The sequence below is a fragment of the Methanofollis sp. UBA420 genome (genome assembly GCF_002498315.1).
Lineage (GTDB): Archaea > Halobacteriota > Methanomicrobia > Methanomicrobiales > Methanofollaceae > Methanofollis.
Map to the genome: position 1 here is coordinate 43,207 of NZ_DAGX01000007.1, position 25,260 is coordinate 68,466.

The 25,260-nt window shown below is 63.4% G+C and carries 23 protein-coding genes; 8 read left to right on the top strand and 15 right to left on the bottom strand.

Annotated elements, in window-relative coordinates; genetic code table 11:
- Positions 1-107: 107 nt before the first annotated feature.
- The 6 genes from BP869_RS10275 to comE are packed head-to-tail and all read left to right on the top strand — an operon-like array spanning position 108 to position 5,871.
- Positions 108-941 (top strand): ATP-binding cassette domain-containing protein, encoded by an 834-nt coding sequence (locus BP869_RS10275; protein ID WP_342679378.1) that lies wholly within the window; start codon positions 108-110, stop codon positions 939-941.
- Positions 938-1,645: a GTP-binding protein gene (locus BP869_RS10280; protein WP_342679380.1), complete on the top strand. Its 708-nt coding sequence runs from the start codon at positions 938-940 to the stop codon at positions 1,643-1,645. Before BP869_RS10275 ends, BP869_RS10280 begins: the two co-directional genes overlap by 4 nt.
- The gene (locus BP869_RS10285; protein WP_342679382.1) at positions 1,646-2,257 is read left to right on the top strand and encodes a (Fe-S)-binding protein; all 612 of its coding nucleotides are present in this window, start codon (positions 1,646-1,648) and stop codon (positions 2,255-2,257) included.
- Positions 2,254-3,480: a methanogenesis marker 16 metalloprotein gene (locus BP869_RS10290; protein ID WP_342679384.1), complete on the top strand. Its 1,227-nt coding sequence runs from the start codon at positions 2,254-2,256 to the stop codon at positions 3,478-3,480. Before BP869_RS10285 ends, BP869_RS10290 begins: the two co-directional genes overlap by 4 nt.
- Positions 3,481-3,482: 2 nt before the next feature.
- The gene (locus tag BP869_RS10295) at positions 3,483-4,760 is read left to right on the top strand and encodes a cysteate synthase (RefSeq protein WP_342679386.1); all 1,278 of its coding nucleotides are present in this window, start codon (positions 3,483-3,485) and stop codon (positions 4,758-4,760) included.
- On the top strand, positions 4,753-5,871 hold the full coding sequence (comE, locus tag BP869_RS10300; RefSeq protein WP_342679388.1) for a sulfopyruvate decarboxylase subunit beta: 1,119 nt from the start codon (positions 4,753-4,755) through the stop codon (positions 5,869-5,871). Before BP869_RS10295 ends, comE begins: the two co-directional genes overlap by 8 nt.
- Positions 5,872-6,128: 257 nt before the next feature.
- Here the strand turns inward: comE and argB are convergent, their stop codons facing one another.
- The 5 genes from argB to BP869_RS10325 form a co-directional block, all read right to left on the bottom strand.
- A complete protein-coding gene (gene argB / locus BP869_RS10305; RefSeq protein ID WP_342679390.1) occupies positions 6,129-6,998 on the bottom strand; it encodes an acetylglutamate kinase in 870 nt (289 codons plus the stop codon).
- Positions 6,995-8,146 (bottom strand): bifunctional glutamate N-acetyltransferase/amino-acid acetyltransferase ArgJ, encoded by a 1,152-nt coding sequence (gene argJ, locus BP869_RS10310; protein WP_342679392.1) that lies wholly within the window; start codon positions 8,144-8,146, stop codon positions 6,995-6,997. The genes argB and argJ overlap by 4 nt, the downstream gene beginning before the upstream one ends.
- Before the next feature lie 5 nt (positions 8,147-8,151).
- The gene (locus BP869_RS10315; RefSeq protein WP_342679394.1) at positions 8,152-8,637 is read right to left on the bottom strand and encodes a CBS domain-containing protein; all 486 of its coding nucleotides are present in this window, start codon (positions 8,635-8,637) and stop codon (positions 8,152-8,154) included.
- Between the two features lie 13 nt (positions 8,638-8,650).
- Positions 8,651-9,637 (bottom strand): N-acetyl-gamma-glutamyl-phosphate reductase, encoded by a 987-nt coding sequence (argC, locus tag BP869_RS10320; protein ID WP_342679396.1) that lies wholly within the window; start codon positions 9,635-9,637, stop codon positions 8,651-8,653.
- 92 nt (positions 9,638-9,729) lie between these two features.
- Positions 9,730-10,632: an ADP-ribosylglycohydrolase family protein gene (locus BP869_RS10325; RefSeq protein WP_342679398.1), complete on the bottom strand. Its 903-nt coding sequence runs from the start codon at positions 10,630-10,632 to the stop codon at positions 9,730-9,732.
- 185 nt (positions 10,633-10,817) lie between these two features.
- On the opposite strand from BP869_RS10325, the gene BP869_RS10330 reads away from it, so the two are divergent.
- Positions 10,818-13,490: an HAD-IC family P-type ATPase gene (locus BP869_RS10330; RefSeq protein ID WP_342679400.1), complete on the top strand. Its 2,673-nt coding sequence runs from the start codon at positions 10,818-10,820 to the stop codon at positions 13,488-13,490.
- 143 nt (positions 13,491-13,633) lie between these two features.
- The gene (locus BP869_RS10335; protein WP_342679402.1) at positions 13,634-14,563 is read left to right on the top strand and encodes a cation diffusion facilitator family transporter; all 930 of its coding nucleotides are present in this window, start codon (positions 13,634-13,636) and stop codon (positions 14,561-14,563) included.
- Positions 14,564-14,598: 35 nt separating this feature from the next.
- On the opposite strand, the gene BP869_RS10340 is transcribed toward BP869_RS10335, so the two are convergent.
- The 10 genes from BP869_RS10340 to BP869_RS10385 all read right to left on the bottom strand — a co-directional run bounded on the left by BP869_RS10340 (position 14,599) and on the right by BP869_RS10385 (position 25,189).
- Positions 14,599-14,916 (bottom strand): DUF2769 domain-containing protein, encoded by a 318-nt coding sequence (locus tag BP869_RS10340; RefSeq protein ID WP_342679404.1) that lies wholly within the window; start codon positions 14,914-14,916, stop codon positions 14,599-14,601.
- A gap of 79 nt (positions 14,917-14,995) precedes the next feature.
- Complete coding sequence (locus BP869_RS10345) at positions 14,996-15,472, bottom strand: chemotaxis protein CheW (protein WP_342679406.1); 477 nt, start codon at positions 15,470-15,472, stop codon at positions 14,996-14,998.
- A 10-nt stretch (positions 15,473-15,482) separates the two neighbouring features.
- Positions 15,483-17,489: a methyl-accepting chemotaxis protein gene (locus tag BP869_RS10350; protein ID WP_342679408.1), complete on the bottom strand. Its 2,007-nt coding sequence runs from the start codon at positions 17,487-17,489 to the stop codon at positions 15,483-15,485.
- Positions 17,490-17,745: 256 nt separating this feature from the next.
- Positions 17,746-18,216 carry a chemotaxis protein CheW gene (locus BP869_RS10355; RefSeq protein WP_342679410.1) on the bottom strand — a complete coding sequence of 157 codons (471 nt, stop codon included), beginning with the start codon at positions 18,214-18,216 and terminating at the stop codon, positions 17,746-17,748.
- 15 nt (positions 18,217-18,231) lie between these two features.
- Positions 18,232-20,385: a methyl-accepting chemotaxis protein gene (locus BP869_RS10360; protein ID WP_342679412.1), complete on the bottom strand. Its 2,154-nt coding sequence runs from the start codon at positions 20,383-20,385 to the stop codon at positions 18,232-18,234.
- A 367-nt stretch (positions 20,386-20,752) separates the two neighbouring features.
- A complete protein-coding gene (locus BP869_RS10365; RefSeq protein WP_342679414.1) occupies positions 20,753-21,943 on the bottom strand; it encodes a DUF362 domain-containing protein in 1,191 nt (396 codons plus the stop codon).
- A 495-nt stretch (positions 21,944-22,438) separates the two neighbouring features.
- Positions 22,439-22,684 (bottom strand): 4Fe-4S binding protein, encoded by a 246-nt coding sequence (locus tag BP869_RS10370; protein WP_342679416.1) that lies wholly within the window; start codon positions 22,682-22,684, stop codon positions 22,439-22,441.
- Positions 22,681-23,208: a 2-oxoacid:acceptor oxidoreductase family protein gene (locus BP869_RS10375; protein WP_342679419.1), complete on the bottom strand. Its 528-nt coding sequence runs from the start codon at positions 23,206-23,208 to the stop codon at positions 22,681-22,683. Before BP869_RS10375 ends, BP869_RS10370 begins: the two co-directional genes overlap by 4 nt.
- On the bottom strand, positions 23,208-24,314 hold the full coding sequence (locus BP869_RS10380; RefSeq protein WP_342679421.1) for a transketolase C-terminal domain-containing protein: 1,107 nt from the start codon (positions 24,312-24,314) through the stop codon (positions 23,208-23,210). Before BP869_RS10380 ends, BP869_RS10375 begins: the two co-directional genes overlap by 1 nt.
- Positions 24,308-25,189, bottom strand: a complete 882-nt coding sequence (locus BP869_RS10385; protein WP_342679904.1) for a thiamine pyrophosphate-dependent enzyme — start codon at positions 25,187-25,189, stop codon at positions 24,308-24,310. Before BP869_RS10385 ends, BP869_RS10380 begins: the two co-directional genes overlap by 7 nt.
- Positions 25,190-25,260 lie beyond the last annotated feature (71 nt).

Sequence of the window (25,260 nt, forward strand, 5' to 3'; positions counted from 1 at the left end):
ACAGTTTTGTTGTCGTAGTGTCTCTTTTTTTGTACTTTTTTGCACATGTGTCAGGATTGTTTGTGCCCTATGGATAGCATTATCTGATCTCCTGCATGACGCCCTGCATGGACCCGCAGGTCACCGAGATCACCGTCCTCCCCGGAAGGGACAAGAACGGCGAGACCGAGCACTTCGACCGGATCGTCATCAGACCGGGCGAGACCCTCGCCATCGTCGGCCCGACCGGGTCAGGAAAGAGCGCCTTCATCAACGACATCGAGGTCTTTGCCCGGAACGACACGGTCACCGGACGGACTGTCCTGGTCAATGGGGCGGCGCCGCCCGACGACTATGTCCGTGACCCGGCGAAAAAACCGGTCGCGCTCATCACCCAGAACACGAAATGCCTCGCCGATCTTCAGGTCAGGGAGTTTCTGGAGATGCATGTCAGGTCGCGGAGGATCGGGCGCGACGGCATCATCACTGAGACGATCGCCCTTGCAAACGAGTTCACCGGCGAGAAGATCGTGCCCGGGGCGCGGATGACCTCCCTCTCGGGCGGGCAGACCAGATCCCTGATGGTGGCGGACGCGATCCTCGTCGGGAGCACGCCCGTGATCATCCTGGACGAGGTCGAGAATGCCGGGATCTTCAAGGACCGGGTGATCGAGGTCCTCCGCACCTACCGGAAGGCCGTGGTCTTCGTCACCCACGACCCCCTCGTCGCCCTGATGTGTGACCGCCGGATCGTGATGCGGAACGGCACGGTCGTCAGGGTCATCGAGCGGACAGGCCGCGAAGACGAGGCCCTCTCCGCGGTGAAGAAGATGGACGGCATCCTCTGCCGTCTCAGGGAACGGATCCGCGCCGGCGAGGCGATCACGGGTGGCCTGCCTGCGGCCTTCCTCTCCGAAGACGTGCACGCGGCCCTCACCTCCGACTCGGTGCACGCCCTATGAAACTCCTCGTCATCGCAGGACCGCCGTCGGCGGGCAAGACCGCGGTCGTCCGCCAGGTCCTCAGGAGCCTCGGGCCCGGGGAGAAGGCGGCCTACCTCAAGATCGACGTGGTCAGGGCCTTCGAGGACGAGGAACTCGCGGCCGAGTTCGGCATCCCGGCACGGAAGGTCTACTCGGGCGACCTCTGCCCGGACCATGCCGGCATCATGGTGATGGCCGACGCCCTGCGCTGGGCAGAGGCCGAGAAGGCCTCCCTCCTCATCGTGGAGTCCGCTGGGCTCTGCCTCCGCTGCTCGCCGTACGTCACCCAGGCCCTCGGCGTCGTCGTCCTCAGCGCCGTCTCGGGCATCCACGCCCCCCTGAAGATGGGGCCGATGATCGGCCTCGCGGACGTGGCCGTCGTCACCAGGATCGACCTGGTCTCCCAGGCCGAGAAGGAGGTCTTCAGGGAGGGGATCAGGGAGGTGGCGCCAGAGATCGAGATCGTCGAGACGAACGCGGTGCAGGGGACGGGCATGCGTTATCTCCTCCAGAGGATCGCAGAGGCCGACGAGGTGACGGACCCCGCCACCATCGAACTCCGCGGCGTGCCGCCCCTCGGTGTCTGCACAGTCTGTGTCGGCAAGAAGGAGATCGGCTGGCAGCACCACTTCGGGGTCGTCCGGAGACTCGGGGACGCCGGCACCCTCTTCCGGGGTGAGTAGATGGGCTGGCAGCCTCCCGGAAAGAACTGCGGCCTCTGCGGGGCACGGACCTGCGCCGCGTTCATGGAGATGGTCGCCGCAGGGGAGCGTTCCGTCTCCGACTGCCCCTTCTCGGAGGGCGAGGCCTGCGTCGCCGCCCCCGACGCGGTCTATACGGGGCGTGACATCGTCGGCAATGCCTACGACTTCGTCATCGACCCCCTGCCCGGCGAACCCACGGCCCGGAAGATCGTCCTCCCCTTCAGGCCAGACCTCGTGGAGAGATGGGGGATCAGGGAGGGCGAGATCGTCGTCGGCCGCCCGATGGGCGCGGGGTGCCCTGTCCAGCACGTGATCAGGGTGATCGAGGCCGACCCCGTCACAGGCCTCATCACCGGCCATGTCGTCGGTCCGGAGTTCTCCCGCGGCCGGGAGTACCATGACGTGCGGGCCTACCACATGATCGGCTTCGAGGGCCTCGCCCGGCCTGTCGCCCACCCGCCGGTCTTCGGGAAACGCCAGCGTTTCCTCCCGGGCTTCTGCATGATGGCCCTCGCCCACACCGGGGTTACCAATATGATAGTGGAGCGCCCAGAGGGGCTGCACGTACGGGTGGAGGACGTCATCATATGAAGACCATCGCAGGAATCGAGGAACGGATCAGGGACGGCAGCGCCGTCGTCCTGACCGCGGCCGAACTGAAGAGGCGGATACGGGAAGGGGAGAGGCTGACCCCCGAAGACGTCGACGTCGTCACCTGCGGGACCTGCGGCGTGATGTCAGGGACGGCGGCCGTCCTCTCCGTGCCGGTGGCCCAACCGGGCACCTTTTTCCGGGCCGACACCGTCAGCCTGAACGGTGTCCCGGCCTTCCCCGGTCCCTGCCCGAACGAGCGCCTCGGCCTCGTGGACATGGTCGTCTACGGCACCTCCCACAGCGGGCAGAGGTACGGCGGCGGCCACCTCATCGCCGACCTTGCGGCAGGGAAGGACGTCGATGTCCTGGTCGCCGCGGGGGGCAGGGAGATCTCGCGCACGGTCACGATCGAGGACTGCACCGTCGCCCGCCTCCTCACGACCAGGAGCGCCTTCAAGAACTACACCGCCTACGTGAACCGCGAACCCTCCGAGGTCAGGACGATCTTCTCGGCCGCGGGCATGCGGGGGCCGTGTGCCGAGGCCTCGGTCAGCGGCTGCGGGGAGATCAACCCGATCGAGAACGACCCATCCCTCAGGTTCATCAGGGCCGGGACGCGGGTGCTCGTGAACGGGGCGCCCGGTTTCGTGATGGGCGAGGGGACGCGGAGCACGCCGGAAAAGCCGAACATCATGGCCTTCGCCGATATCAGTGAGATGAACCCCCGTTACTGCGGCGGTTTCGTCACCTCGGCAGGGCCGGAGTGCATCACGAGCATCGCCGCCGCGATCCCCGTCCTGGACGACGCGGGCCTCTCCGCCCTCTCCGTCCTGGACGAGGCGATCGCCCTGCCTGTGGCCGACATCAGCGACCGCCGGCCCTTTGCCGCGGCGACCTACGGGAACGTCTGGCAGGGCACCGATCGGCGGGTCACGTACGACCCGACTTCCTGCCTCTTCTGCGAGCCCTGCGTGGCCGGCGGCCTCTGCCCGACCGGGGCCTTTGCGACAGGGAAAGGGATAGACACGGCGCTCTGCGTCTCCTGCGGGGCGTGTGCGGCCTCGTGCCGGGGCGGCGCCGTCTCCGGGGCCCTCGGGACCATCACCGTCGGCGGCAGGCGGGTGCCTATCACCCTCCGCCAGTCCGACCGGAACCGTGCCGAGGCCCTCTGCGAGGACCTACGCCAGAGGATCCTTGGCCGGGGGTTCCCGGTGAGGTGACAATGATGCGACCGTACACACTTCTTTGCCCCGACTGTGGGGAAACTGTCGAGGACCACTACACACTCTCCTGCCCCTCGGGTTGCAGGGCCCTCATCCGCACCGTATACCGGAAAAAAACCCTCGACCTCAGGGACGAACCCGGCGTCTTCAGGTTCGCCGACTGGCTCCCGGTCGAGGGGACGATCAAGGCCGCCGCGGGCCCGGTCACCTTCCGCTCCACCGCTCTTGCCCGAGATCTTGGCCTCAGGGATCTCTGGATCGGTTTTTCCGGTTACTGGCCCGAGAAGGGGGGGAGGGTCCTCACCTGCTCCTTCAAGGAACTCGAAGCCCTCCCGACGCTGGTGCGGGTGCGGGAGACGGCCCGCGGCCGGACTCTCGTCGTCGCCTCCGCGGGGAACACCGGCCGCGCCTTCTGCCAGACCGCGGCCCTGACCGGGATGCCGGTCGTCGTCGTGGTGCCGGAGACGGCCGCCTCCCGCCTCTGGACGACGGTGGAGACCGATAGGGTCTGCCTGGTCACGGTGGACGGCGACTATGCCGACGCCATCGCGGTGGCGAACGGCCTCTGCTCGGTCCAGGGGTTGATCCCTGAGGGCGGGGCAAAGAACGTCGCCCGGAGGGACGGCATGGGCACGGTGATGCTCGACGCCGCGGTCACCCTCGGCCGGGTCCCCGACCACTATGTCCAGGCTGTCGGGAGTGGGACCGGGGGTATCGCCGCCTGGGAGGCGTCGATGCGGCTTATCGGCGACGGCAGGTTCGGGGACCGTCTGCCGCGTCTGCACCTCGCCCAGAACGCCCCCTTTGTCCCGATGGTCAGGGCGTGGCTGGCCGGCCGGCGCGAGATCCTGCCTGAAGAGGACATGCCCGACGCACGGGCGTCAATCGCGGCGGTTTATTCTGATGTGCTGACCAATAGAGGTCCGCCTTATGGTGTCGGCGGGGGCGTCTTCGACGCCCTCACCGCGACAGGAGGATCGATGTATTCGGTGGAGAACAGGGATGCGGAGGATGCAGGGCGGCACTTTGCCGATGCCGAGGGGATCGACCTCGACCCGGCGGCCGCGGTGGCGGTGGCCGCCCTCAGGCAGGCGGTGGAGTCGGGGGAGATCGGGCGCACCGACACTGTCCTCCTCAATATCACCGGCGGCGGGTACCGGCGTGTCGCAGAGGAGCATGAGCGCTACAGGATCGAACCCGCGTTCAGGGTCGCTCCCGACGTGGACGCGGCTGTCCTCGGGGCGAGGGTTCTCGGACAGGTGAGAAACCGTGCATGAAGAGATCATCGCCGACCTCCTTGCCGAAAAGGGGATCGACCTTGTCGCCTCCCTCCCCTGCGACCGCGCCGGCGACCTCTGCTTCCTCCTCACAGAGCGTTTCCAGACTGTCGGGCTGATGCGGGAGGAGGACGGCGTCGGCGTCTCTGCCGGGGCGGTGCTTGCCGGGAAGAGGCCCGTGGTCGTGATCCAGAGTTCGGGCCTCGGGAACATGCTCAACGCGATCCTCTCCCTCACCGTCACCTTCGGTCTGCCCCTCCCGATACTCGCGAGCTGGCGGGGGGTGTACAGGGAGAAGATCCCGGCCCAGATCCCCTTCAACACCCGCCTCCCCGCGATCCTCGAGGCTTCGGGCATCCCGTACACCGTCGTCCAGGACGCCGGGGAGATCGGGAAGATCGGCGAGGTGATCGACGACGCCTTCCTCCACTCCCGCCCGCACGTCGCTCTCATCTCGCCGAAGGTCTGGGAGGGAGGGAAGTGCGAGGTCTGCCGCGACCTGCCGCCGCGCCCCTGCCGCCCCTGCATCCTCGGGGAGCGTCCTCTCCCCGCGCCGGTGACGGAGAGGTTCGGGGCGATCCGGGCGATCGTCCCCCACCTCGGAGACGCCGCCGTCGTCTGCAACATCGGTGTGCCGAGCAAGGAGCTCTATGCCGCGGGCGACCGCCCGCTCACCTTCTACATGCTCGGTTCCTACACGCAGGCCTCGGCTATCGGCCTCGGCCTCGCCCTCTCGACAGAGAGGCGGGTCGTCGTCATCGACGGCGACGGCAGCCTCCTCGGCAGTTCGATCCTCCCGGTCATCGCGGCGAGCGCCCCGAAAAACCTCGCCGTCGTCTGCCTGGACAACGGCGCCTTTGGCTCCACGGGCAACCAGCCCACCTGCGCCTGCACCGGCGCCGACCTCGAAGTCGCGGCGATCGCCGCCGGATTCCCCCGGACCTGCACCGTCGCCGACGAGGGGGCAATCGCGTCGGCCCTCGACGACCCCTCGCCCGGCCCCGCCTTCGTCAGGGTGCTGATCAGGCCGGGCAACGCGGACGTCCCCAATATCCCCCTCTCCCCCGCGGAGATCAGGGACAGGTTTATGGCCGCGGTGAAGGGGCGGTGAGGATCCGGTTCTCTCTTTTTTGGATCTGGAGGATTTTCTGTGGGAGAGGCAGGAGATCGGTGACCTGTCCGGGGGGCTGCCGCTCGAAAACCTTCGGTTTTCTCAACTCCCTACGGTCGTCCCCCCGGTCCCCCCGCGTTAGGATAGGCAGGGATATGGCAATCTCTCCCCTCAGATCTCCTGTTCTGTCTTCCCGAGGTCAATCTTAATTTCGGGGGACGAGCGTCCGCGAGTTCAAAAAAAGAGTATCTCCCCTCTCACTCGGTGATCATCGTGCCGACGCCGGCATCGGTGAAGAGTTCGAGGAGGATGGTGTGGGGCTTGTTGCCGTTCACCACATGGGCGAAAGAAACGCCCCCTTTCACCGCCCTGACGCAGGAGTCGATCTTCGGGATCATGCCGCCCGCGATCGTGCCGTCCGTCATCAGATCCTCTGTCTCGATCGCCCTGAGATGGCGGTAGACCTGGGTTCTCTCCCTGTCCATCACGCCGTCGACGTCGGTGAGGTTGATGAGCTTGAAAGCGTTGAGAGCGATGGCGATCTCGCCGGCCGCCGTGTCCGCGTTGATGTTGAGGCTCCGGCCGGCCCTGTCGATCGCGATCGGGGCGATGACCGTGATATAGCCGTTCGCGAGGAGGGTGGTGATCAGCTCCGGGTTGATCTTCTCGATCTCGCCCACGTATCCGAGGTCGACCTCCTGCTCCTCCTCGCCCACCTTCACCTTCTGGTTGGCGATCTTCTTCGCGATGATGACATTGCCGTCGTTCCCCGAGATGCCGACCCCCTGTGCGCCGCACCGCGCCAGGACCGAGACGATGCCGTCGTTTATCTTGCCGACCAGCACCATCTGGGCGATCTCCAGGGTCTCGGCGTCGGTGATCCGCAGGCCGCCGACGAACTGCGGCTCCTTGCCGAGGGCCTTCATCTTCTCGGTGATCTCCGGGCCGCCGCCATGGACGACGACGACCCGCATCCCCACATAGTGGAGGAGGACGATGTCCCTGATCGCGTTTTCGAGCATCTCCTGATCGACCATCGCATGGCCGCCGAGCTTGATCACGATCGTCTTGCCGTGGAAGTGCTGGATATAGGGCAGCGCCTCCATCAGGACCTCTTCGCGCCTCATGTGGTGTACTTCCCGTTGATCTCGACGTATTTCTCGGTGAGGTCGCAGCCCCATGCGGCGGCCGCACCCGCGCCCGCGGCAAGGTCCAGGGAGAAGACGACCCTCTTCCCGTGCATCGCCGCCTTTGCCCTGACCAGGTCGGAGACGATCACCCCATCCTTGACGAGGGGCGTCTCCTCCGCGCCCTCGCCGATGGTGAGGGAGATGGCGTCGGGGTCGAAGATGACACCCGCCCTGCCGGCCGCGGCGACGACGCGGCCCCAGTTCGGGTCCTCGCCGTAGACCGCGGTCTTGACGAGGGGGGAGGCGACGACGGTCCGCGCCACCTGTTCGGCCGCCGCCTCGTCGGGTGCGCCAGTGACCCGCACTTCGAGCATCTTCGTCGCCCCTTCGCCGTCCGCGGCGATCTGCTTCGCAAGAGAGATGCAGCAGGCCTCCAGGGCCGCATCGAAGGCCTTCCTGTCCACCGGACCGGCGAGACCGGTTGCGGTCACGAAGGCGCAGTCGTTCGTGCTCTCGTCCCCGTCCACGACGACGCGGTTGAAACTCCGGCGCACCGCGGAGCGGATTGACTCCTGCAGTTCCGCCGCCCCGATCGCCGCGTCCGTGTAGATGAAGGCGAGCATCGTCCCCATGTTCGGGGCGATCATCCCGCTTCCCTTGCAGATGCCCGCGACGGTGAAGCCGTCTCCCCGGACGAGGGCGTGCTTCTCGATCAGGTCCGTCGTCATGATCGCCCGCGCCGCCGCCACTTCGGCCTCTGCCGACGAGACGAGGTGCGGGGCGACCTCGCGGCACTGTCTGTCTATCCGTTCGAGGTCGAGATAACGCCCGATCACACCGGTGCTCGCCACGCCGACCCTGTCCTCCGGGAGGCCGAGGGCCGCGGCCGCGGTCCCGGCCATCTTCACGGCGTCCTCATACCCCCTCTTTCCAGTGTAGGCATTCGCACATCCTGAATTGACGACGATCGCGTCGAGTTTCCCGGCCGCGATCCTCTCTCGCATCAACTGGACCGGGGCCGCACACACCCGGTTGGAGGTGAAAGTCGCCGCCGCGGTGCCGATCGCCCGGATCACCGCAAGCCCGTACTTCCCTTCCTTGATCCCCCAGGCTTCGACGCCCTGAACCGCACAGATACTCTTCATGCTTCTTATTCCTCCTTGATCTCATATGAGGCGCCAAGCCCCTGCACGATGTCGCGCCGGGCGACAATCCCGACCAGCCTCTTCTTCTCCACGACAGGCAGGCGGGAGATGCCCTCCTTCAGCATCACGGCCGCTGCCTTCTCGATATCGTCTTCAGGGGCGATGGCGATCGCGGGCATCGACATCACCTGGCGGACTGGCGTTTTCCCGACGTCCGAGAGGGCCGCCTTCGTCTTTTCCATATTGATCATTTCCCTGATCGGCACCTCGATGAACTCGAAGGGCGACGGGAGCCAGAGGTCTTCGGAGACGCCGCCGGTCTTCAGGAGGGAGAGGATGTCGGCCTCCGTGACCATCCCGACCAGTTCGTTCCCGTCCAGCACAGGCAGGCCGCTGATGTCGTGCCTCCGCAGGAGGGAGGCCGCATGCCTGACCGTGTCTCCGACCTGGATCGTCACCGGGTCGGGCGTCATGATCTCGCGTACTTTCATTCTTTTTCCTCCGTCAGGGCAGGCACGCCGGAGCCTTCAGGCCGTCGTCCTCGGCGTAGCCGCACATGATGTTCATGTTCTGGATCGCCTGACCTGCCGCGCCCTTGACCAGATTGTCGATAGCGGAGACGACGACGACGCGTTCGCCCTCGCTCTCCATCCCGATGTCGCAGAAGTTGCTGCCGCGCACGGCCGGCAGGGTCGGCTTCTGGAGGCGGACGAAGTGTTCGCCCGCGTAGAAATTCCTGTACAGGGCCTCCACCTTGTCCTGGGCCATCGGTTCGTCCAGGATGATATGCGCCGTCGTCAGGATCCCCCTGTTCACCGGCACCAGGTGCGGGGTGAAGAAGCAGTGGGCAGGCGATCCGAGACGGGAAAGTTCCTGCTTCATCTCGGCAAGGTGGCGGTGGCTCGTCCACTTGTACGCGTTCACGCCGTCGGCCACATTCGGGTAGTGGGTCGTCGCCGAGGGGTTGTCGCCGGCGCCCGAGACCCCGGTCTTCGAGTCGTAGATGACGTATTTTGCGTACTTCGCCAGGGGTGCCGCCGCAAGGGTCGCACCCGTCGGGAAGCACCCCGGGTTCGAGACGAACTTTGCCCCTTTCACCTCGTCTCTGTGGAGCTCCGGGATACCGTACGGCGCCTTGAAATAGGCGGTGTGAGTGACCCCGTAGACCCTCTCGTAGACGTCCTTCGGCAGCCTGTAGTCCGCCGAGAGGTCGACTGTCCTGATCCCACGCTCAAGGAGTGTTCCCGCGAAGTTCATCGCCGCGGTGTGCGGCACGGCAAGAAAGACAAAATCGGCATCAATATCCCCGGCCTTCGGGTTGGTGAAGGGGAGATCGGTGTAGCCCCGCAGGTGCGGGTGCTGGTCCGCGACCGGTCGCCCTTCCAGCGCCCTCGAGGTGGCGACCGTCACCCGGGCAGAAGAATGGCTCTGGAGAAGGCGGATCAGTTCTCCGCCGGCGTAGCCTGACGCCCCAACGATAGCGACATCCATACAGGAGATTATACCGGAGAAAAAACTTAATGGTTTGGAATTGTCGGGCCGCGCCCCTCCGGGGATGGGGAGGAAACGCCGTTACGGACGGATCATGTGTGTGCCGTGGCGTCGAAGAGCGCCCTCGCAAGTCCGTCGATCAGATCTCTGTTCTCCAGGCCGGCAAGGAGGTCGGCGGGCAGTGCGGCGGCCCCGTACCTCGCCCCCGCGTACGCCCCGCAGATGAAGGCGATGGTGTCGGTGTTGCCGCCGACATTGGCGGCGACATAGAGGAGGTTTTCCGGGGCGTCGTACCGGCCCATCAGGAAGAATGCGATCGGGACAGTCTGGTAGACGGAGACGTCGTTGCCGATGGCGGGCAATGCCGCTTCAAGGCTGATCCCCTCCTCCTGGAGGGCGACTGCCCGTCTGATGCGGATGCCGAGTTCGGTGTCCTCGGCCGCCGCCGTCTTCAGGGCGAGGGAGACGGGGTCGCGGGCGCCGTACACGGTGGCGGAGAGGAGGCAGGCGACGGTGACCGCACCCGCCAGGGCGGCAGGGTGGGTGTGGGTGACGGAACAGGCCTTCGCGAGGCGGCCTGAACGCTCGACCTGGTCGCCGTACCGCAGGGCGAAGGGGACGGCAAGGGGGATGCACCCGGCCGTGTCCGAGTTGACGCCTGTCATTCCCGGCCCCTGCGTGACCAGGTGCTCGCAGGCGGCCATCACCGACCCGTCAGGGAAGCGGAGGTCGCTCTCTGAGCAGAGGCGGGCGAGGTCGCGGGCGTACCTCTCCTCAGAGTACTCTCCCGAGGCAAGGAGGGAGGCGACGAGGAGCATGATCTGGGTGTCGTCGGTGTACTGGCCCGGCTCAAGGCGGGCATTCGGGTGCCACCGCCACGCCTTTCTGTACCCCCTGTACAGGTGCGAGAGGTTCATCGGCGAACTCTCGCCAGGCATGCCGAGGGCGTCCCCGACGGCCGCCCCGAGCATGCAGCCCCTGAATCGATCGAGCATCAAATTCGTTATTGGTGAAGAGGATACGATAAGCCCTTCGTCTTTATTCGATGGATGGGCTTTTTTCTGAAACTTTTTTCATTTTTTATGAAAATTTCTGCACATATTTTCGTGCGGCCACGCCCGTGCCCCCCACAAGAGGAATATACCGCCCGGTCGATACCGGAGCGGTGGCCTGATCGCGCATGGCCGATATCCCGGACAGTGGCCCTCTCTGGCATGCCCTGTCAGAGTCTGAGGCGCTCCTGAAAGCAGGGTCGTCACCGGAAGGTCTCTCCCGCGGGGAAGCGGCCAGACGTCTCGCCCTGTACGGGAAAAACGCCCTCCCTGAAAGGGCACCCCCCTCCTTTCTCACCGTCTTCCTCCGCCAGTTCAAAAGCCCCCTCATTTTCATTCTCATTCTCGCCGGGACCGTCTCCTTCCTGATCGGCGACCGTACGGATGCACTCTTCATCTTTGCGGTCATCCTGATCAATGCCGCCCTCGGTGTGGTCCAGGAGTGGAAGGCCGAACAGAGTGCGGCGGCCCTCCGTGTCCTCCTCAGGATCACAGGGCGGGTGCGGCGGGAGGGGAGAGAGAGCGGCGTCCCTGCCGAGGAGATCGTGCCCGGCGACATCGTCCTCCTCGAACCGGGCAGCCGCGTCCCTGCCGACCTCAGGGTCCTCAGGGAGAACGTCCTCTCTGTCGACGAGTCCCTGCTCACCGGCGAGTCGGTGCCTGCCGGCAAGGTCGCGGATCCCCTGCTCCCTGACGCCCCCCTGATGGGGCGGGCGAACATGGCCTATGCCGGGTCCACGGTCGTATCCGGGCGGGGGAGCGGGGTCGTCGTCGCCACAGGCAGGCAGACCGAGGTCGGGAAGATCGCAACGACTCTCTCCGCGATGGAGATGACGAAACCCCCCCTCCTCATCAGGATGGAGCAGTTCTCCCGCTGGGTCGGGGTGCTCGTCGTCGGTGCGAGTGCCGTCCTCGGCGTGGCCGCTCTCCTCCGGGGCATCGAACCGGTCGAGGTCTTTTTCCTGGCCGTCGCCCTCGCGGTCTCCGCGATCCCTGAGGGACTGCCTGTGGCGATCACCGTCGCCCTCTCCCTTGGCGTCAGCAGGATTGCGACGCGCAACGTCGTCGTCAGGAACCTGGCGGCGGTCGAGGGCCTGGGGAGTTGCACCTGCATCGCCAGCGACAAGACAGGGACGCTCACGGTCAACGAGCAGACCCTGACGCAGATCGTCCTCCCTGACAGACGACGCTATACGGTCCTCGGCGAGGGCTACCGCGGCGAAGGCCGGGTCGTTGCGGCGGACGGTCCGCCTCCTGCAGAGGCGGACTATCTCAGGCTGCAGGGGATGGTCAGGGCGGCCGTCCTCTGCAGCGAGGCAACTCTCGTGCGGCGGGACGGGGACTGGGAGCACTACGGCGACGCCATCGACGTGGCATTCCTTGCCGCCGCCTACAAACTTGGCCTCTCCCCGGAGACCGTGCGGAGGGAAGAGGCCATCCTGGCCGAGATCCCCTTCGAGCCAGAGCGGAGATATGCGGCCGCGTTCTACCGGGAGGACGGGAGGATCCTTGTCGCCCTGAAGGGTGCGCCCGAGGTGGTGATCCCGCGCTGCCCTGCCCCTCCGCACGGGGCCGCGGAGGAGGCCGCCCTCCTTGCGGCACGGGGCTTCCGGGTCATCGCCGTCGCTTCTGGCGAGATCGTGGGCGGTGTGGACCTCCCCTTCGACGAGGGGGACCTCCCGCCTCTCGTCTTTCTCGGCCTCGCCTGCTTCATCGACCCCCTCAGGCACGACGCGGCGGGGGCGGTGGAGACCTGCAGGCAGGCCGGGATCAGGGTGGTGATGGTAACCGGCGACCACCCGGCGACGGCCTTGGCAATCGCGCGTGACCTCGGGATTGCATCGTCTGAAGACGACCTCGTCACCGGGAAGGATCTGGCAGGGGCCGGCGCCCCGGACAGTCAGGCATTCCGCGATCTTGTTGGAAAGGCGCATGTCTTCTCCCGCGTCGCCCCCCTCCAGAAGTCAGCCATTGTGGAAGGGCTCCAGGGGGGCGGGCACTATGTCGCCGTGACCGGCGACGGCGTGAACGACGCACCGGCCCTCAGGCGGGCGAACATCGGTGTCGCCATGGGCTCGGGGACAGACCTCGCGAAGGACACCGCCTCGATCATCATCACCGACGACTCCTTCTCCTCGATCGTGGCCGGGGTCGAGGGCGGTCGGGCGACCTATGACAATATCAGGAAGGTCACCTATCTCCTCATCTCCACCGGGGCCGCCGAGGTGCTCCTCTTCACCCTTGCTCTCCTTGCCGGCCTGCCTCTCCCCCTCCTTGCCGTGCAACTCCTCTGGCTGAACCTGGTGACAAACGGTATCCAGGACGTCGCCCTCGCCTTCGAGGGCGGCGAGCCCGACGTGATGGGGCGGCGGCCGCGGCTCCCCGGGGAAGGAGTCTTCAACCGTCTGATGGTCGAGGAGACCCTTGTCTCGGGCTCGTACATCGGCATCACCGCGTTCCTCCTCTGGGCCTGGCTGATCGGCGGCGGGTGGGGGGAGGACGCGGCGCGGAACGTTCTCCTCCTCTTCATGGTCCTGATGGAGAACGCCCATGCCTTCAACTGCCGTTCTGAATGCCGGTCTGTCTTTCGCATCCCTATCGGGAGGAATCCGTTCCTTATCGTCGGCGTGATGGCGGCGCAAGGCATCCATATTCTTGCGATGCAGGTTCCGGCGATGCAGGCCGTCCTTGGTGTCGGTGTCGCCCCGGTCTCCCTCCCTCTCTGGCTCACCCTGCTTGCAATCGCCCTCTCTCTGGTCTTTGTTATGGAAGTCTACAAGTACCTCTGCCGGAAACGGTGACGGCCCCGTCGAAACGGCCCGCGCCATCTGATCACAAACCCTATCCCGATTGAGCGCAAATCGTAAAAGTTATCGACGGGTGGCATATCCGCCCTCATGCTGTTGGTGATATCATTCGGAGAGAACCTGAATCTGCGGATGTCGTGAAGCAGAAGACCGCACGCCTCTCGGTCGTTTCGAACACACTCCTGGTGGTGACAAAACTCGCCGTAGGGTGTGCGATCGGATCGGTCGGCATCATCTCCGAGGCGATCCACTCCGGGATCGACCTTGTGGCCGCGGGTATTGCCTTCCTATCCATAAGAAAGGCGTCAGAGCCCGCTGACGCCTGCCACCGTTTCGGCCACGGGAAATACGAGGACTTTTCCGGCCTCATCGAGGCAATCCTCATCTTCGTGGCGGCCGCTCTCATCATCAGGGAGGCGGCAGGCACGCTTATCTCCGGAAACGAGGAGCTTGCGATGGACGCCATCGGATTTGGTATGGCCGTGATGCTCCTCTCGGCCGGCGTGAACTGGTATGTCTCGGCCCGCCTGATGCGGGCGGCGAAGGAGACCGAGTCGATCGCCCTTGAAAGTGACGCCTGGCACCTGCGGACCGACGTGTACACATCCCTTGCGATGCTTGCCGGGCTTGTGGCCATCAGGCTTACCGGCCTTGTCGTCCTCGACGCTGTCTTCGCCCTCGGCGTCGCGGTGATCATCATGAAGGCGGCCTTTGACCTGACGCGGCGGGCCTTCTCCGACCTCACCGACCATGCCCTCCCGCCCGAAGAGGAGGAGCGGATCCGGCAGATCATCTGTGACCATTCTTCGGATGTGGTGGACTTCCACGCTCTCAGGACAAGGCGGGCTGGCTCGGAGCGCTTCATCGACCTCCACCTCGTCGTCTCTCGGGCCGACAGCCTCGAGACGGCCTATGACCTGGTGAAACATATCGAGTCCGACATCGGGCTTGAGTTTCCCCGGGCCAATGTCTCAATCCGGGTCGAGCCCTGCCCGGCAGAGTGTGCGCACTGCCCCTCGATCTGTCACTCCGGCAAAGAGGAACCGGACCGGCGGCATGGCGCATGAAAATAGTTTGAATGGTCTGGATCAGAGATGGCCCTTCAGACCATCTTCGTTCCCCAGACCGTGTGTTCGTACCGTTGCGCCTTCTCCGCCCCCCGAGTACAGAAGAAGGTGTACTTCAGCCCCATATCCCGTGCAACCGGGCATGTCGGGCAGATGCAACTCTTCTCGTCGCTGATGCACATGAAACTCTTCCCTGTAGTGCAGAAGAGGAGTTCCTTTCCGTCCTTTGCACACCGGTTGTACGACGGGCATGTCGGGCAGGTGCATATCGATTTCAACTTCTCAACTGCCGCCTGAACGTCTTCAGGCGCCATATTTTTCATTGCCTGGACTTTCTCCTCAAAGGTGTCCATCGTGTCTCCCCCGCCAGGGGGATACACACCCATTATAAAAAGATATCTCTGAAAAAAAGGAGGGAGTTGCTGCGCGCCTTCAGGCCCCGTGCAGACCGGTGAGGTCTTCAAGGACCTTTGCCACGTCGATCCAGATCACAAGGCCGGTCGCTTCGGTCTCGTCGTTCTTATTCTCCCGTGTCTTGATGATCCCTTTCACATAGGCCTCGCGGCAGAGGCCTGCGTCCATCTTCTCCACGTCGGCCTCAGTGACCTGCATCACGGCGCTGACATCGTCAACGATGATCCCGAGGTTTGAACCGCCGGTCGCTTCCGAAACGAGGACGATGATCTTCCTGTTCTCTGTCTCGGACCTGGTCTGGACGTTGAGGAGGGTGGCAAGGTCGATGATGTTCGTGATCTCGCCCCTCAGGTTGATGACGCCGGCGATGTGGGAGGGCGCCCTGGGCACGGGAGTGATCGGGATCATCTCCACGATCTCCCGTGCCAGGTGGATATCGAGGGCATAATACTCGCCGCCGAGTTCGAATTTCACCACGTCTACTGTTTCTGCCATGTTCTGACCCTCAGAGGGTGAATTTGTCGAGTCTCTTCTTCAGGTTGTCGGCGAGGCCGGCCATCTCCTGGGCACCGCCTCCGACCTCCTGGGCCGAGGCGCTGACCTCCTCGGTGAGGGCGGCCATGTTCTCGATGCCCTTGATGTTCTGCTGGATCTCTGCCCTGTTCCGCTCCATCGCCTCCATCACGCGGTTGGTGGCGCTGGCCTGGTCTTCGGTGGCCTTCGCGATCTCGCCGATGTTCTGGTTCGCCTCTTTCGACGCCTTTGCGATGGTGTTCAACGCCTCGATGGCCTTTTCCACGCTCGAGATCCCGGAATTGATCTCGCTGTAGGCCGACTCCATGTTCTCTGCGGTCTTGTCTGTGGTGGTCTGGATGGTGGAGATGAGGTTCTCGATATCGTTTGTCGCCTTCTTCGACTCGCCTGCAAGGTTTCTCACCTCGCCCGCGACGACGGCGAAGCCGCGGCCGTGCTCGCCCGCCCGTGCCGCCTCGATCGCGGCGTTGAGGGCGAGGAGGTTGGTCTGGTTCGAGATATCGTTGATGAGCTTCACGATCTTGCTGATCTCCTGCATCTGTTCGTTGAGCCGGGTGATCTCCTCGACGCTCTTTCTCGCGATCCCCTCGACGCCCCGCATCTTCCCTGAGGCCTCCTTGCCCAGGATCTCTGCCTGGTCGCCGAGTTCGGACGCTTCGCCGGTCTTCTGGAGGACATCCTGCGAGGTGCTCGCGATCTCCTCCACGGAGGCAGAGAGGTCTGACAACGTCCGTGCGATCTCCTCGATGTTCTCCAGGCTCTTCCGTGACCCTTCCGCGGACTTCTGGCTTGTCGTTGCGACCTGCTCGATCGCCTTCGCGATGTCCTCGGCGCTCCGGCTCGTCTCTTTCGTCCCGTCATCGACCTGCCGTGCGACCGTGGTGATCTCCGTCAGTGTCTCCTTCAGCGACTCCCGTGCCTGGCGGTAGTTCAGTTTAAGTTCCTTGAGTACGTCGTCGTCCCTGATCTTGACGAGAGACGTGAGGTCGCCGGCGGCCATGGTGTCCATCGCCTGCCGCATCTCCTCGGCGCTCTCCGCAAGGAGGCGGGCCTCTTCCTGGGCCCTCTTCTCCTGCTGCTTCATCTCGGTGATATCCTGGACGATCTCGATGTGGCCGATATTCTCGCCTCTCTCATCCTTCAGGTAGGCGATGTCGAGCTGGAAACTTGCGCCGTCCTTCTCGAAGAGGGTCGTGATCTCGTCCTTCCCGCTCTGGCGGAGTTTCACGATGCCACAGTCCTTATTGTTGCAGAGGGGCCCCTTTGTCGCCTGGCAGGAGATGCCGCAGTCTTTCACGCGGTCCCTGTTCCACTGGGACTCGAAGGCTCGGTTCATGAAGGTCCACTTCATGTTCATGTCGGTGACCGAGATCGGGAAGGGTATCCTGTCCAGGATGGACTCATACCATTCTGCCTTCTCTTTTGCGTCGCGGACCAACTGTTCGACCTCCTTCTTCTCCTCCTCTACTTCGGTCCTGTCCATGCAGACCTGGAGGATAGACTGGAGTTTTCCGTCTTCGTCCAGGAAGGGGATGTTATGGAGGTCTATGGTCTTGGTGCCTGTCGGCAGTTCGATGGTTGCCTCAGCGAAGTTGCGGGACTTCGTCCTGATGCACTCCCTGATCCCTTCTCCCCTTGTTATGGTGGCCTTGAAGTCGCTCATTTTAATGGTGACAAGGGTTTCGTGCGGGATGCCGCTCATTTCGACAAAGGCGTCATTGTGGTCGAGGACGTTCAGGGCCGGGTCCATGAAGAGCATCGGGGCCGGGTTCAGGTAGATCGCGTCCTTGAAGTTCTTGAGGTCATGGGCATCATGTACCCTCTTCTTCTCCGTCTCCGCCATCTTTATGAGGCATGCCTTGAGGGGCTCTATCAATGGCTTAATGGCCTTTTCGACATCTTTCTCATCGATGGTGCGGGAGAAATCCCCCTCTGAAGCACATTCCAGTATCTCGATAATTTCCTTGATTTCCGACATTGCGATCCCTTCTGGTCTTTTACGCCCCGCTTACGCGCGATATGCTGAAAATGATTGGGTGCGATCTCTGGAACCGACAGTTCGCCGGTGTGCGCATCAGTTCGGGGTGTCGAGTACGTACTTGCGTGTACTTATATATATTATTTTTTAATTTTGAATATTGGCAATTGTTTAATTTCTTTACTTATCCTCAAAATATATATCTTATTTTGAGTTATGTTCCACTTATGGTTACCATCTCCCGCCGCAGTCTGCCTCAGACCGCGGCGGTAAGGTTCCTGAGAACTTTGGTCATGTCGATCCAGATCACGAGACCCTTCTCTTCGATATCGTCGCCCCCATCGCCGCCGATCTTGATGATCCCCTTTACGAATGCTTCGTGGCAGAGTGCCGCGTCCATCGTCTCCACGTCGTCCTCGGAGACCTGCATCACCGAATGGACGTCGTCGACGATGATCCCGAGGTTGGATCCTCCCGCGACCTCGGGGACGAGGACGATGATCTTCCTGTTCGTCACCTCCACCCTGTCCGGGAGCTGGAGGAGGGTGTTGAGGTTGATGATGTTCGTGATCTCGCCCCTGAGGTTGATGATCCCGGCAATATAGGGGGGCGCGAGGGGCACCGGGGTGATCGGGATCATCTCCACGATCTCCCGTGCCAGGAGGATGTCGAGGGCGTACCTGGTGCCGCTGATCTCGAACTCCACGACGTCGATGGTCTTTACCACGGTCTATCCCCACCTTCAGACTTTGAATCTGTCCATCTGCTTTTCGAGATCGGCCGCCAGTTCATGGAGTTCGTGAGTGGCGCTGTTGATCTCCTGGGTCGAGGCGCTCGTCTCCTCTGCCAGGGCGGCAAGGTCTTCGATCTGTTCGAGGCTCGACCTCGTCAGGTTGTTGCCGTCCTCGACGATCTGGACGACGGCATTGCTCGTGTTCGCCTGGTCCTCGATGGCCTTGGCGATCTCGCCCATGTCATGGGTCACCGAGACCGCGCCCTCGACGATCCTGTTCAGGGCGACGATCGCCTTGTTCACGCTCTCGACACTTGCCGTGATCTCGGTGTTCGCTGAACTGATGTTCGAGGCGGTCTTCTCGCTCTTCGCCTGGATGGATGTGATGAGGTTCTCGATGTCGTTTGTCGCCTTCTTCGACTCGCCGGCGAGGTTTCTCACCTCACCCGCGACGACGGCGAAGCCGCGGCCGTGCTCGCCCGCCCGTGCCGCTTCGATCGCGGCGTTGAGGGCGAGGAGGTTGGTCTGGTTCGAGATGTCGGTGATGAGCTTCACGATCTTGTCGATCTCATGGATCTCCTGGTTGAGCTGGGTGATGTTGATCACGCTCTCGTTGGCGATCTTTTCAACGACCGTGATCTTCGTGTTGGCCTCCTTACCGAGTTTCTCCGCGTCCCTGCCCACCTCGGCGACATTCTGTGCTCTCTCGAGGACTTCCTGCGAGGTGCTGGCGATCTCTTCGTTCGAGGCCGAGAGGTCGCTGAACTTCTGGGTGATCTCCTCCATCTTGGTGAGGGTCTTCTTGCCGAGGTCGGCGCACCGCTGACTGGTGAGGGCCACCTGCTCGGCGGCCTTGGCGATCTGGTCGCCGCCCTTGCTCGCTTCGAGAGTACCGAGCTGGACCTGTTCGGCTGCCTGCTTGACCTGCCTGAACGCGCCGCTGCCATTGACTGATATCTGGTTCAGGGAATCCCTGAAGCGCTTGAATTCTCCGGAAACCTCGATGTCGTCGGAGAACGTCTTCGTGTAGTCGCCGTCGGCGATGGCCGCCGAGACCCGCATCCCCTCGTTCAGGGGTCTGTGAATGGCGTCGAGGAGGCCGTTGACGCCGGAGACTACCTCGGCGAAGGAACCCTGGTGGCGGGAGACGTCGGCCCTGACAGAGAGTTTCCCTTCCTGGCCTGCCCTTGCGAGCATCTCAACATCCCTGACCAGGGCTGCAAGCCCCTCGCCCATCCCGATCAGTGCAGGGAGCATCCTGTCATTCTCTGAACGCTTCCCGACCTTCTTGAGTTCATCGCGATCGGAGAGATCGCCCTGTGCAATGTTGGTGGCGACCTTGAGGACGACGAGGAGGCGCTCGCGGACAGTGTTCACTGCGTCGGCGATGTCGGCATAGACGCCGGTATACTGCCCTTCGACCTTTTTCGTGTAGTCGTTCGCGGCGATCTTCTGGAGGACGGTATCGCACTCCCTGAGGGATTCGAGCCCGTCGACACAGCGGTTGATGCTCTCTTTGAGGTTCTTGAAGTCTCCCTTGTAATCGGCCGTGATCTTCCCGGGGATCTCGCCCCGCCCGATCTGGTCGATCACGGCGATGGTCGGCGGGAGGGGCTCGGTGATCGCGTCGATGATCGCATTGACCCCCTTCGCGATCTGGAGGATTTCGCCCTCGCCGTCGAGTTTTGCCCTGACAGAGAGGTTTCCGTTTCTGATACCGTCGGCCACCCCGAGGAGGTCCTTGATCATCCTGACCTCACCGGTGACATCGGGGAAGTACTCGACCGCCCCGATGATCGCGCCGCTGCCGTCCCTGTACGGGGCGCCGGTGCACTTGATCACCCGTCCGTCCCCGAGGTCGTTGGTGATGGTGTTGACCTGCCCCTCAGTCATCGCAACCCTGCAGGGGCATTCCTTCGAGTTGCAGAGGCCTGTCCTGTAGAGGTCATAGCACGGTTTGCCGATGCATTCCTCCTGTTTTTTCCCGAGGAGGTCTGCAGCCGCCCTGTTGATGTAGAGGACGTTGAAGTCGGTGTCGATGATGTGGGCTGGAAGGGGGATCTGGTCCATGCCCGCGGCCAGATTCTCGTTTTTCCTGATCTCCTTCTCCAGTCTGGTGATCTTTTTCTGACAATCTTCGATGGTGGGTTCTTTCTCTGGCATGATGATCTCCTGTCTGATTTTTGCTCTGGAGGGCGATTCTCGCCATATCCCATCACCGGAGGGTGCCGTGTGTGCGTGGGGTCAGACATCGGGCTCCGGCCGGTCACGGGCCGTCGCGCTCCGGGATAGATGATCATCTACTCAGTATGTTATTTAATGGATTGCATTTTATCCGCACGATTATTTCGTACTCTATGTCTTTTTGTGCTGACATTGATCAGATATCTCTGCCCCGATACCTTTTTTGTGGCTTTTTTGAAAAAAATATAGATTTCTAAATCTTTTGGGGGTTCCTTTTCATTTTAATGCTGCAAAAATGGCGTATTTCTTGAAAAATGTGGGTAAACTCTGGCTGATCCTGTATGCTTCACTTGAGAAGAGACGACAAAAGTTTTCCCGCAAGCCCTTGCCGCAGTCCTATCGCCCTGTTTTCGCACATCTCATGGCAACAGTAGCAGCGGATGCAGGAGGATTCGTCGATCACGGCCCTGCCTTCCTCGATGCTGATCGCCGCGACCGGGCAGGCGCGGGCGCACCTGCCGCAACCGGTGCACCGTTCGGGGTCAGGCACCGGCGTCGGCCTGATCTCCGTCCCCCGCCGCTGGAGGAAGGGGAGTATCTGCCTGTTGAGGAAGGGGACGGCCGGGGCTGACGGGTGGGTGGATGCCTTCCTGAAGTCGGAGACAGTCACTGCTCCGGGGTCGTCGCCGATCACCCCGACCTCCCTGAAGTCCGGGCTAACCCATCCACGCTCCGCGGCACTCCTGATCGTGCCGATGTCGGCAGGGTCCATCCCCATCAACCGGGAGGTGACGATGTCGACCGCCGTCGCATTCGCACCCGCAAGGACGGCGCCGATAGGCCGCGGCGACCCCGACATCGGGCCGTCTCCCTCCATCCCGACGATCGCGTCCATGATATGGAGGGCCGGGTGCACCAGGGTGTTGAGGTCGAGGAGCATCCTCGCAAACTCCTGCGGGTCCCTGAACCTCGCGTGGAAGACCGGTTTTTCAAGGCCGGGGATCACGCCGAAGAGGTTCTTGACGGCCCCGGAGTAGCCGGTGAAGAGGTGGGTCTTCGCCTTCGAGACGACGACGATCGCGTCGGCATCGAGGGCGGCGTCGATGATGGAGAAGCGCTTCATCACCTCCCCCTCGGGGAAGGGGACGGTCTTCGACGAGGTCGCGGTGGAGAGGGAGACCCCCGGTATCGCGGCCGCACCGGTAAAGCCGGATCTTTCATAGGCCCGCTCAAGGTTCCGGCGGGTGTAGCGCGTCCCCGCGCCGGGCGAGTCGGCGATGACGACCGTGCAGCCGTGCTCTGCAAGCAGGCGTGCGACCGCCTTCACGACTGCCGGGTGGGTGGTGACCGCCTGCCTGGACTCCGCGCCCATCAGCAGGTTGGGCTTGAGGAGCACCCGGCACCCCCGCGGGACGAAGGCCCCAACCCCGCCGAGGAGGCCGACCGCCCGTTCCACCGCGGCATAGACCTGTTCTTCGTCGTAGGTCCGGCAGTGGACGAGGGCGACCTCTTTTGCCGGGGGGTCTGCTGGCGTCATCGTACCAACTCATCTCTTTGTGGTCGGAAAAAGGATATGTACCGGGGGTGGGGGGGTTTGGGGGAAGTGCAACATAGGGCTCGGGAGACTTTATCGAGAGGAGAGCGATTCGATGTTCTCTAGTAGGGTCGGGAGGGAGATTGCCATCCCCCGGTCCAATCTTGAGCGGGGGTCTGGGGGCGTAGTCCCCCGGACAAGATGCCGATCCACTGCCTTCCCCATACTGCCCACCGGGGGACTGCCTCAAAGACCTTTGGTCTTCTCGTTGCCCCCGGACCCCCGAAATTAGGATTGGCCCCGGGAAGAGTGAACATGACACTCGGGGGAGGGAGATGGCTATATCCCCGCCTATCCTAATGGCAGTGAGCGCGGGGTTGCAGACCCCTAGGATGAGAAACTAATCGCTCTTACGAGATCCTGTTCTTATTCCTCAGACTTAGAATAGGAGGAGGATGTCACTCCTCCCCCCAGAATAGGTTTTCAGTCCGAGACCCTTCACCGCTCTTCGCGGACCATCGTGATCGCTTTCTTCGGGCAGACATTGGCGCAGACGCCGCAGCCCTTGCAGAAATCGAGGTCGATATTCAGTTCCTCGTCGATCACGCCGTCGGGACAGTGGATCTCGCAGATCCCGCACTGGTTGCACTTCTCCCTGTCCACGACCGGGCGGAAGACCCGCCACGACCCGGTGAGCCCGCAGGCCCCGGCCTTCGGTCTGCTCAGTGCAAGCCGCTCTCTCATATGACCATCTCCTCGTAGGCGGCCTCGGCCACCTGCACGTTCCGCTCGTCGGAGAACATCTCCCTGATCGCCTGCTTTGCCGACTCGAAGGAGACGATGCCGAGTTTTGCCGCCGCCCCCAGGAAGGGGGTGTTCACGATCGGCGTCCCGGCGATCGCCAGGTTCTTTGCCAGGGCGATGCCGGTGAGGTCGACGTGGTGCGCGGCAAATCCCGGGAACTCATGCGGGTGCTCTGAATTGACGAGCACCTTCCCGCCCGCCTTGAGGCCCTGGAGGACGTCCACCGTCTCCATCACCGAGGCGTCGAGGACGACGACCATGTCCGGGTTCCTGATCTGGGAATAGATCTTGATCGGGGCGTCGTCGATCCGCACAAAGGAGACGACAGGTGCGCCCCGGCGCTCTGCCCCGTAGAAGGGGCATGCGGTTGCGTGCTTCCCGTCCCTGAACGCCGCAAGGGCGAGGAGACGGGCCGCGGTCACGCCGCCCTGCCCGCCGCGGGAGTGGATCCTGATCTCGTACATTACTCGCTCACCCCGAACCACATCTCTTCACCGATCTTCCGGTCCCGCACGAAGCCCGCGATATCGTCGTACGTGACCTCCTGGCCGCCGAGGCCGGCGATCACGTTGTAGCACTCGATGCCGGTCTTCGCCTTGATCGAGGCCGCCACCACGCCGCCGAAGCCGAAGGAGTAGTCGCGGTCGATGACCACGACCTCCTTCCCCTTCAGGTCGAGGTCAGGGAAGGGCCTGAACCAGCGCAGCCGCATCGAACCGGCCTTGATGCCCTCCTTCCGGAGGATGTCGACGGCCACCTCGGCCTCCTTGCCGAGGGTGCCCATCGAGACGACGACGACGTCCGCGTCCTCGCACTGATAGTCCTCTGTCGGGCCGTACTTCCGTCCGAACCGGCGGGCGAACTCCTCCTCCGTCTCGCGGATCACGTCCCGTGCGTCCCGCATCGAACGCTCGATGTCCCACCTGAACTTGAAGTAGTCGGCAGGCCCGGTCATGGGGCCGTAGCCCATCGGGTTGTTCACGTCGATCGCGTACGGCAGTCTGATCGGCGGGATGAAGTCGCCGGGCTCGACGGTGTCCAGGGACTGCATGATATGGGAGAGGGAGAAGCCGTCCAGGTTGACCATCACCGGCAGGAGGACGCGCTCGTCCTCGGCGATACGGAAGGCCATCAGGGTGGCGTCGTAGGCTTCCTGGACAGTCCCCACATAGACCTGCAGCCAGCCTGTGTCGCGCTGGGAGAAGGCGTCCGTGTGCTCGGCCCAGGTGTTCCAGCCCGGCCCGAGGGCGCGGTTCACGTTCGCCATCACGATGGGCAGGCGGGCCCCCGCGGCCCAGTGGAGCATCTCGTGCATGTACAGCAGGCCGTGGGAACTCGTCGCCGTAAAGGTCCGCACACCGGTCACCGATGCGCCGATACACGCGGCCATCGCCGAGTGCTCGCTCTCCACCGGGATGTACTCGGTTGCGATCTCCTTGCCGGCGACGTAGTTTGCAATCTGTTCGATGATCTCGGTCTGCGGCGTGATCGGGTAGGCGGCGACGACAGACGGGTGCGCCTGTTTCACTGCCGCGGCGACGGCCTTGTTCCCTGTTGAGATGATCAGCATATTCCTTCCTCCTCTTTCCTGATCCTCTCCAGGTTCTTGTTCAGGGCCTGCTGGAGTTCGGCGATGATCTCGGGGGTCGCCTTCTTGAAACGGCCCTGGCCCTTCAGGTATTCTTCGAGGGGCAGCGGGTTTTTCATCGCGGCCTTCGAGGGCCCGGAGACGGTCAACTTCCCGTACTCGCGCTCCCAGAGCACCCACGACCCGGTCTTCACCGCGAGCTTGCCCATCTCGATCGTCCGGTCGGACTCGTAGCGCCAGCCCGGCGGGCAGGGCGCAAGGATGTGGATGAACTTCGGCCCTTCGATGGAGAGCGCCTTCTTGACCTTCTTGTACAGGTCGAGGGGGTAGGCGCTGCACGCCGTCGCCATATAGGGCGGGTTGTGGGCGGCGACGATACGGTCGAGGTCTTTCTTGAACTCGCCCTTGCCGCCCGGCGTCGTCGTCGTCAGGGCGCCGAGGGGGGTGGCGCCCGAACGCTGCATGCCGGTGTTCCCGTAGGCCTCGTTGTCGTAGCAGATGTACAGGAAGTCGGTGCCGCGCTCGAAGGCGCCGGAAAGCGCCTGGATGCCGATGTCCACCGTCCCGCCGTCGCCTGCATAGGCGATGACGTTCGTCTTCTTCCCCGCGCTCCTGAACGCCTTGCTCATGCCCGAGGCGCAGGCTGCCGCCGCTGCGAAGGCGATGTTGTACACCGGGACATTGAAGGACGTGTTCGGGTACACCCCCTGGATCACCGATGTGCAGCAGGCCGGGATGACAAGGACCGTGTCGGGCCCCGCGGCCTTCAGGACATAGCGAAGACAGAGGGAGGAACTGCACCCTGCACATGCGGCTGTGCAGGTCTTGATGTACTCCTCTTTCGGAATCTCAGAAATAGTGCTCAACTCCTCACCTGTGATAGTTGCTCATTATCGATCATTACATTTGTCGGGGGACTCTTGTAGGT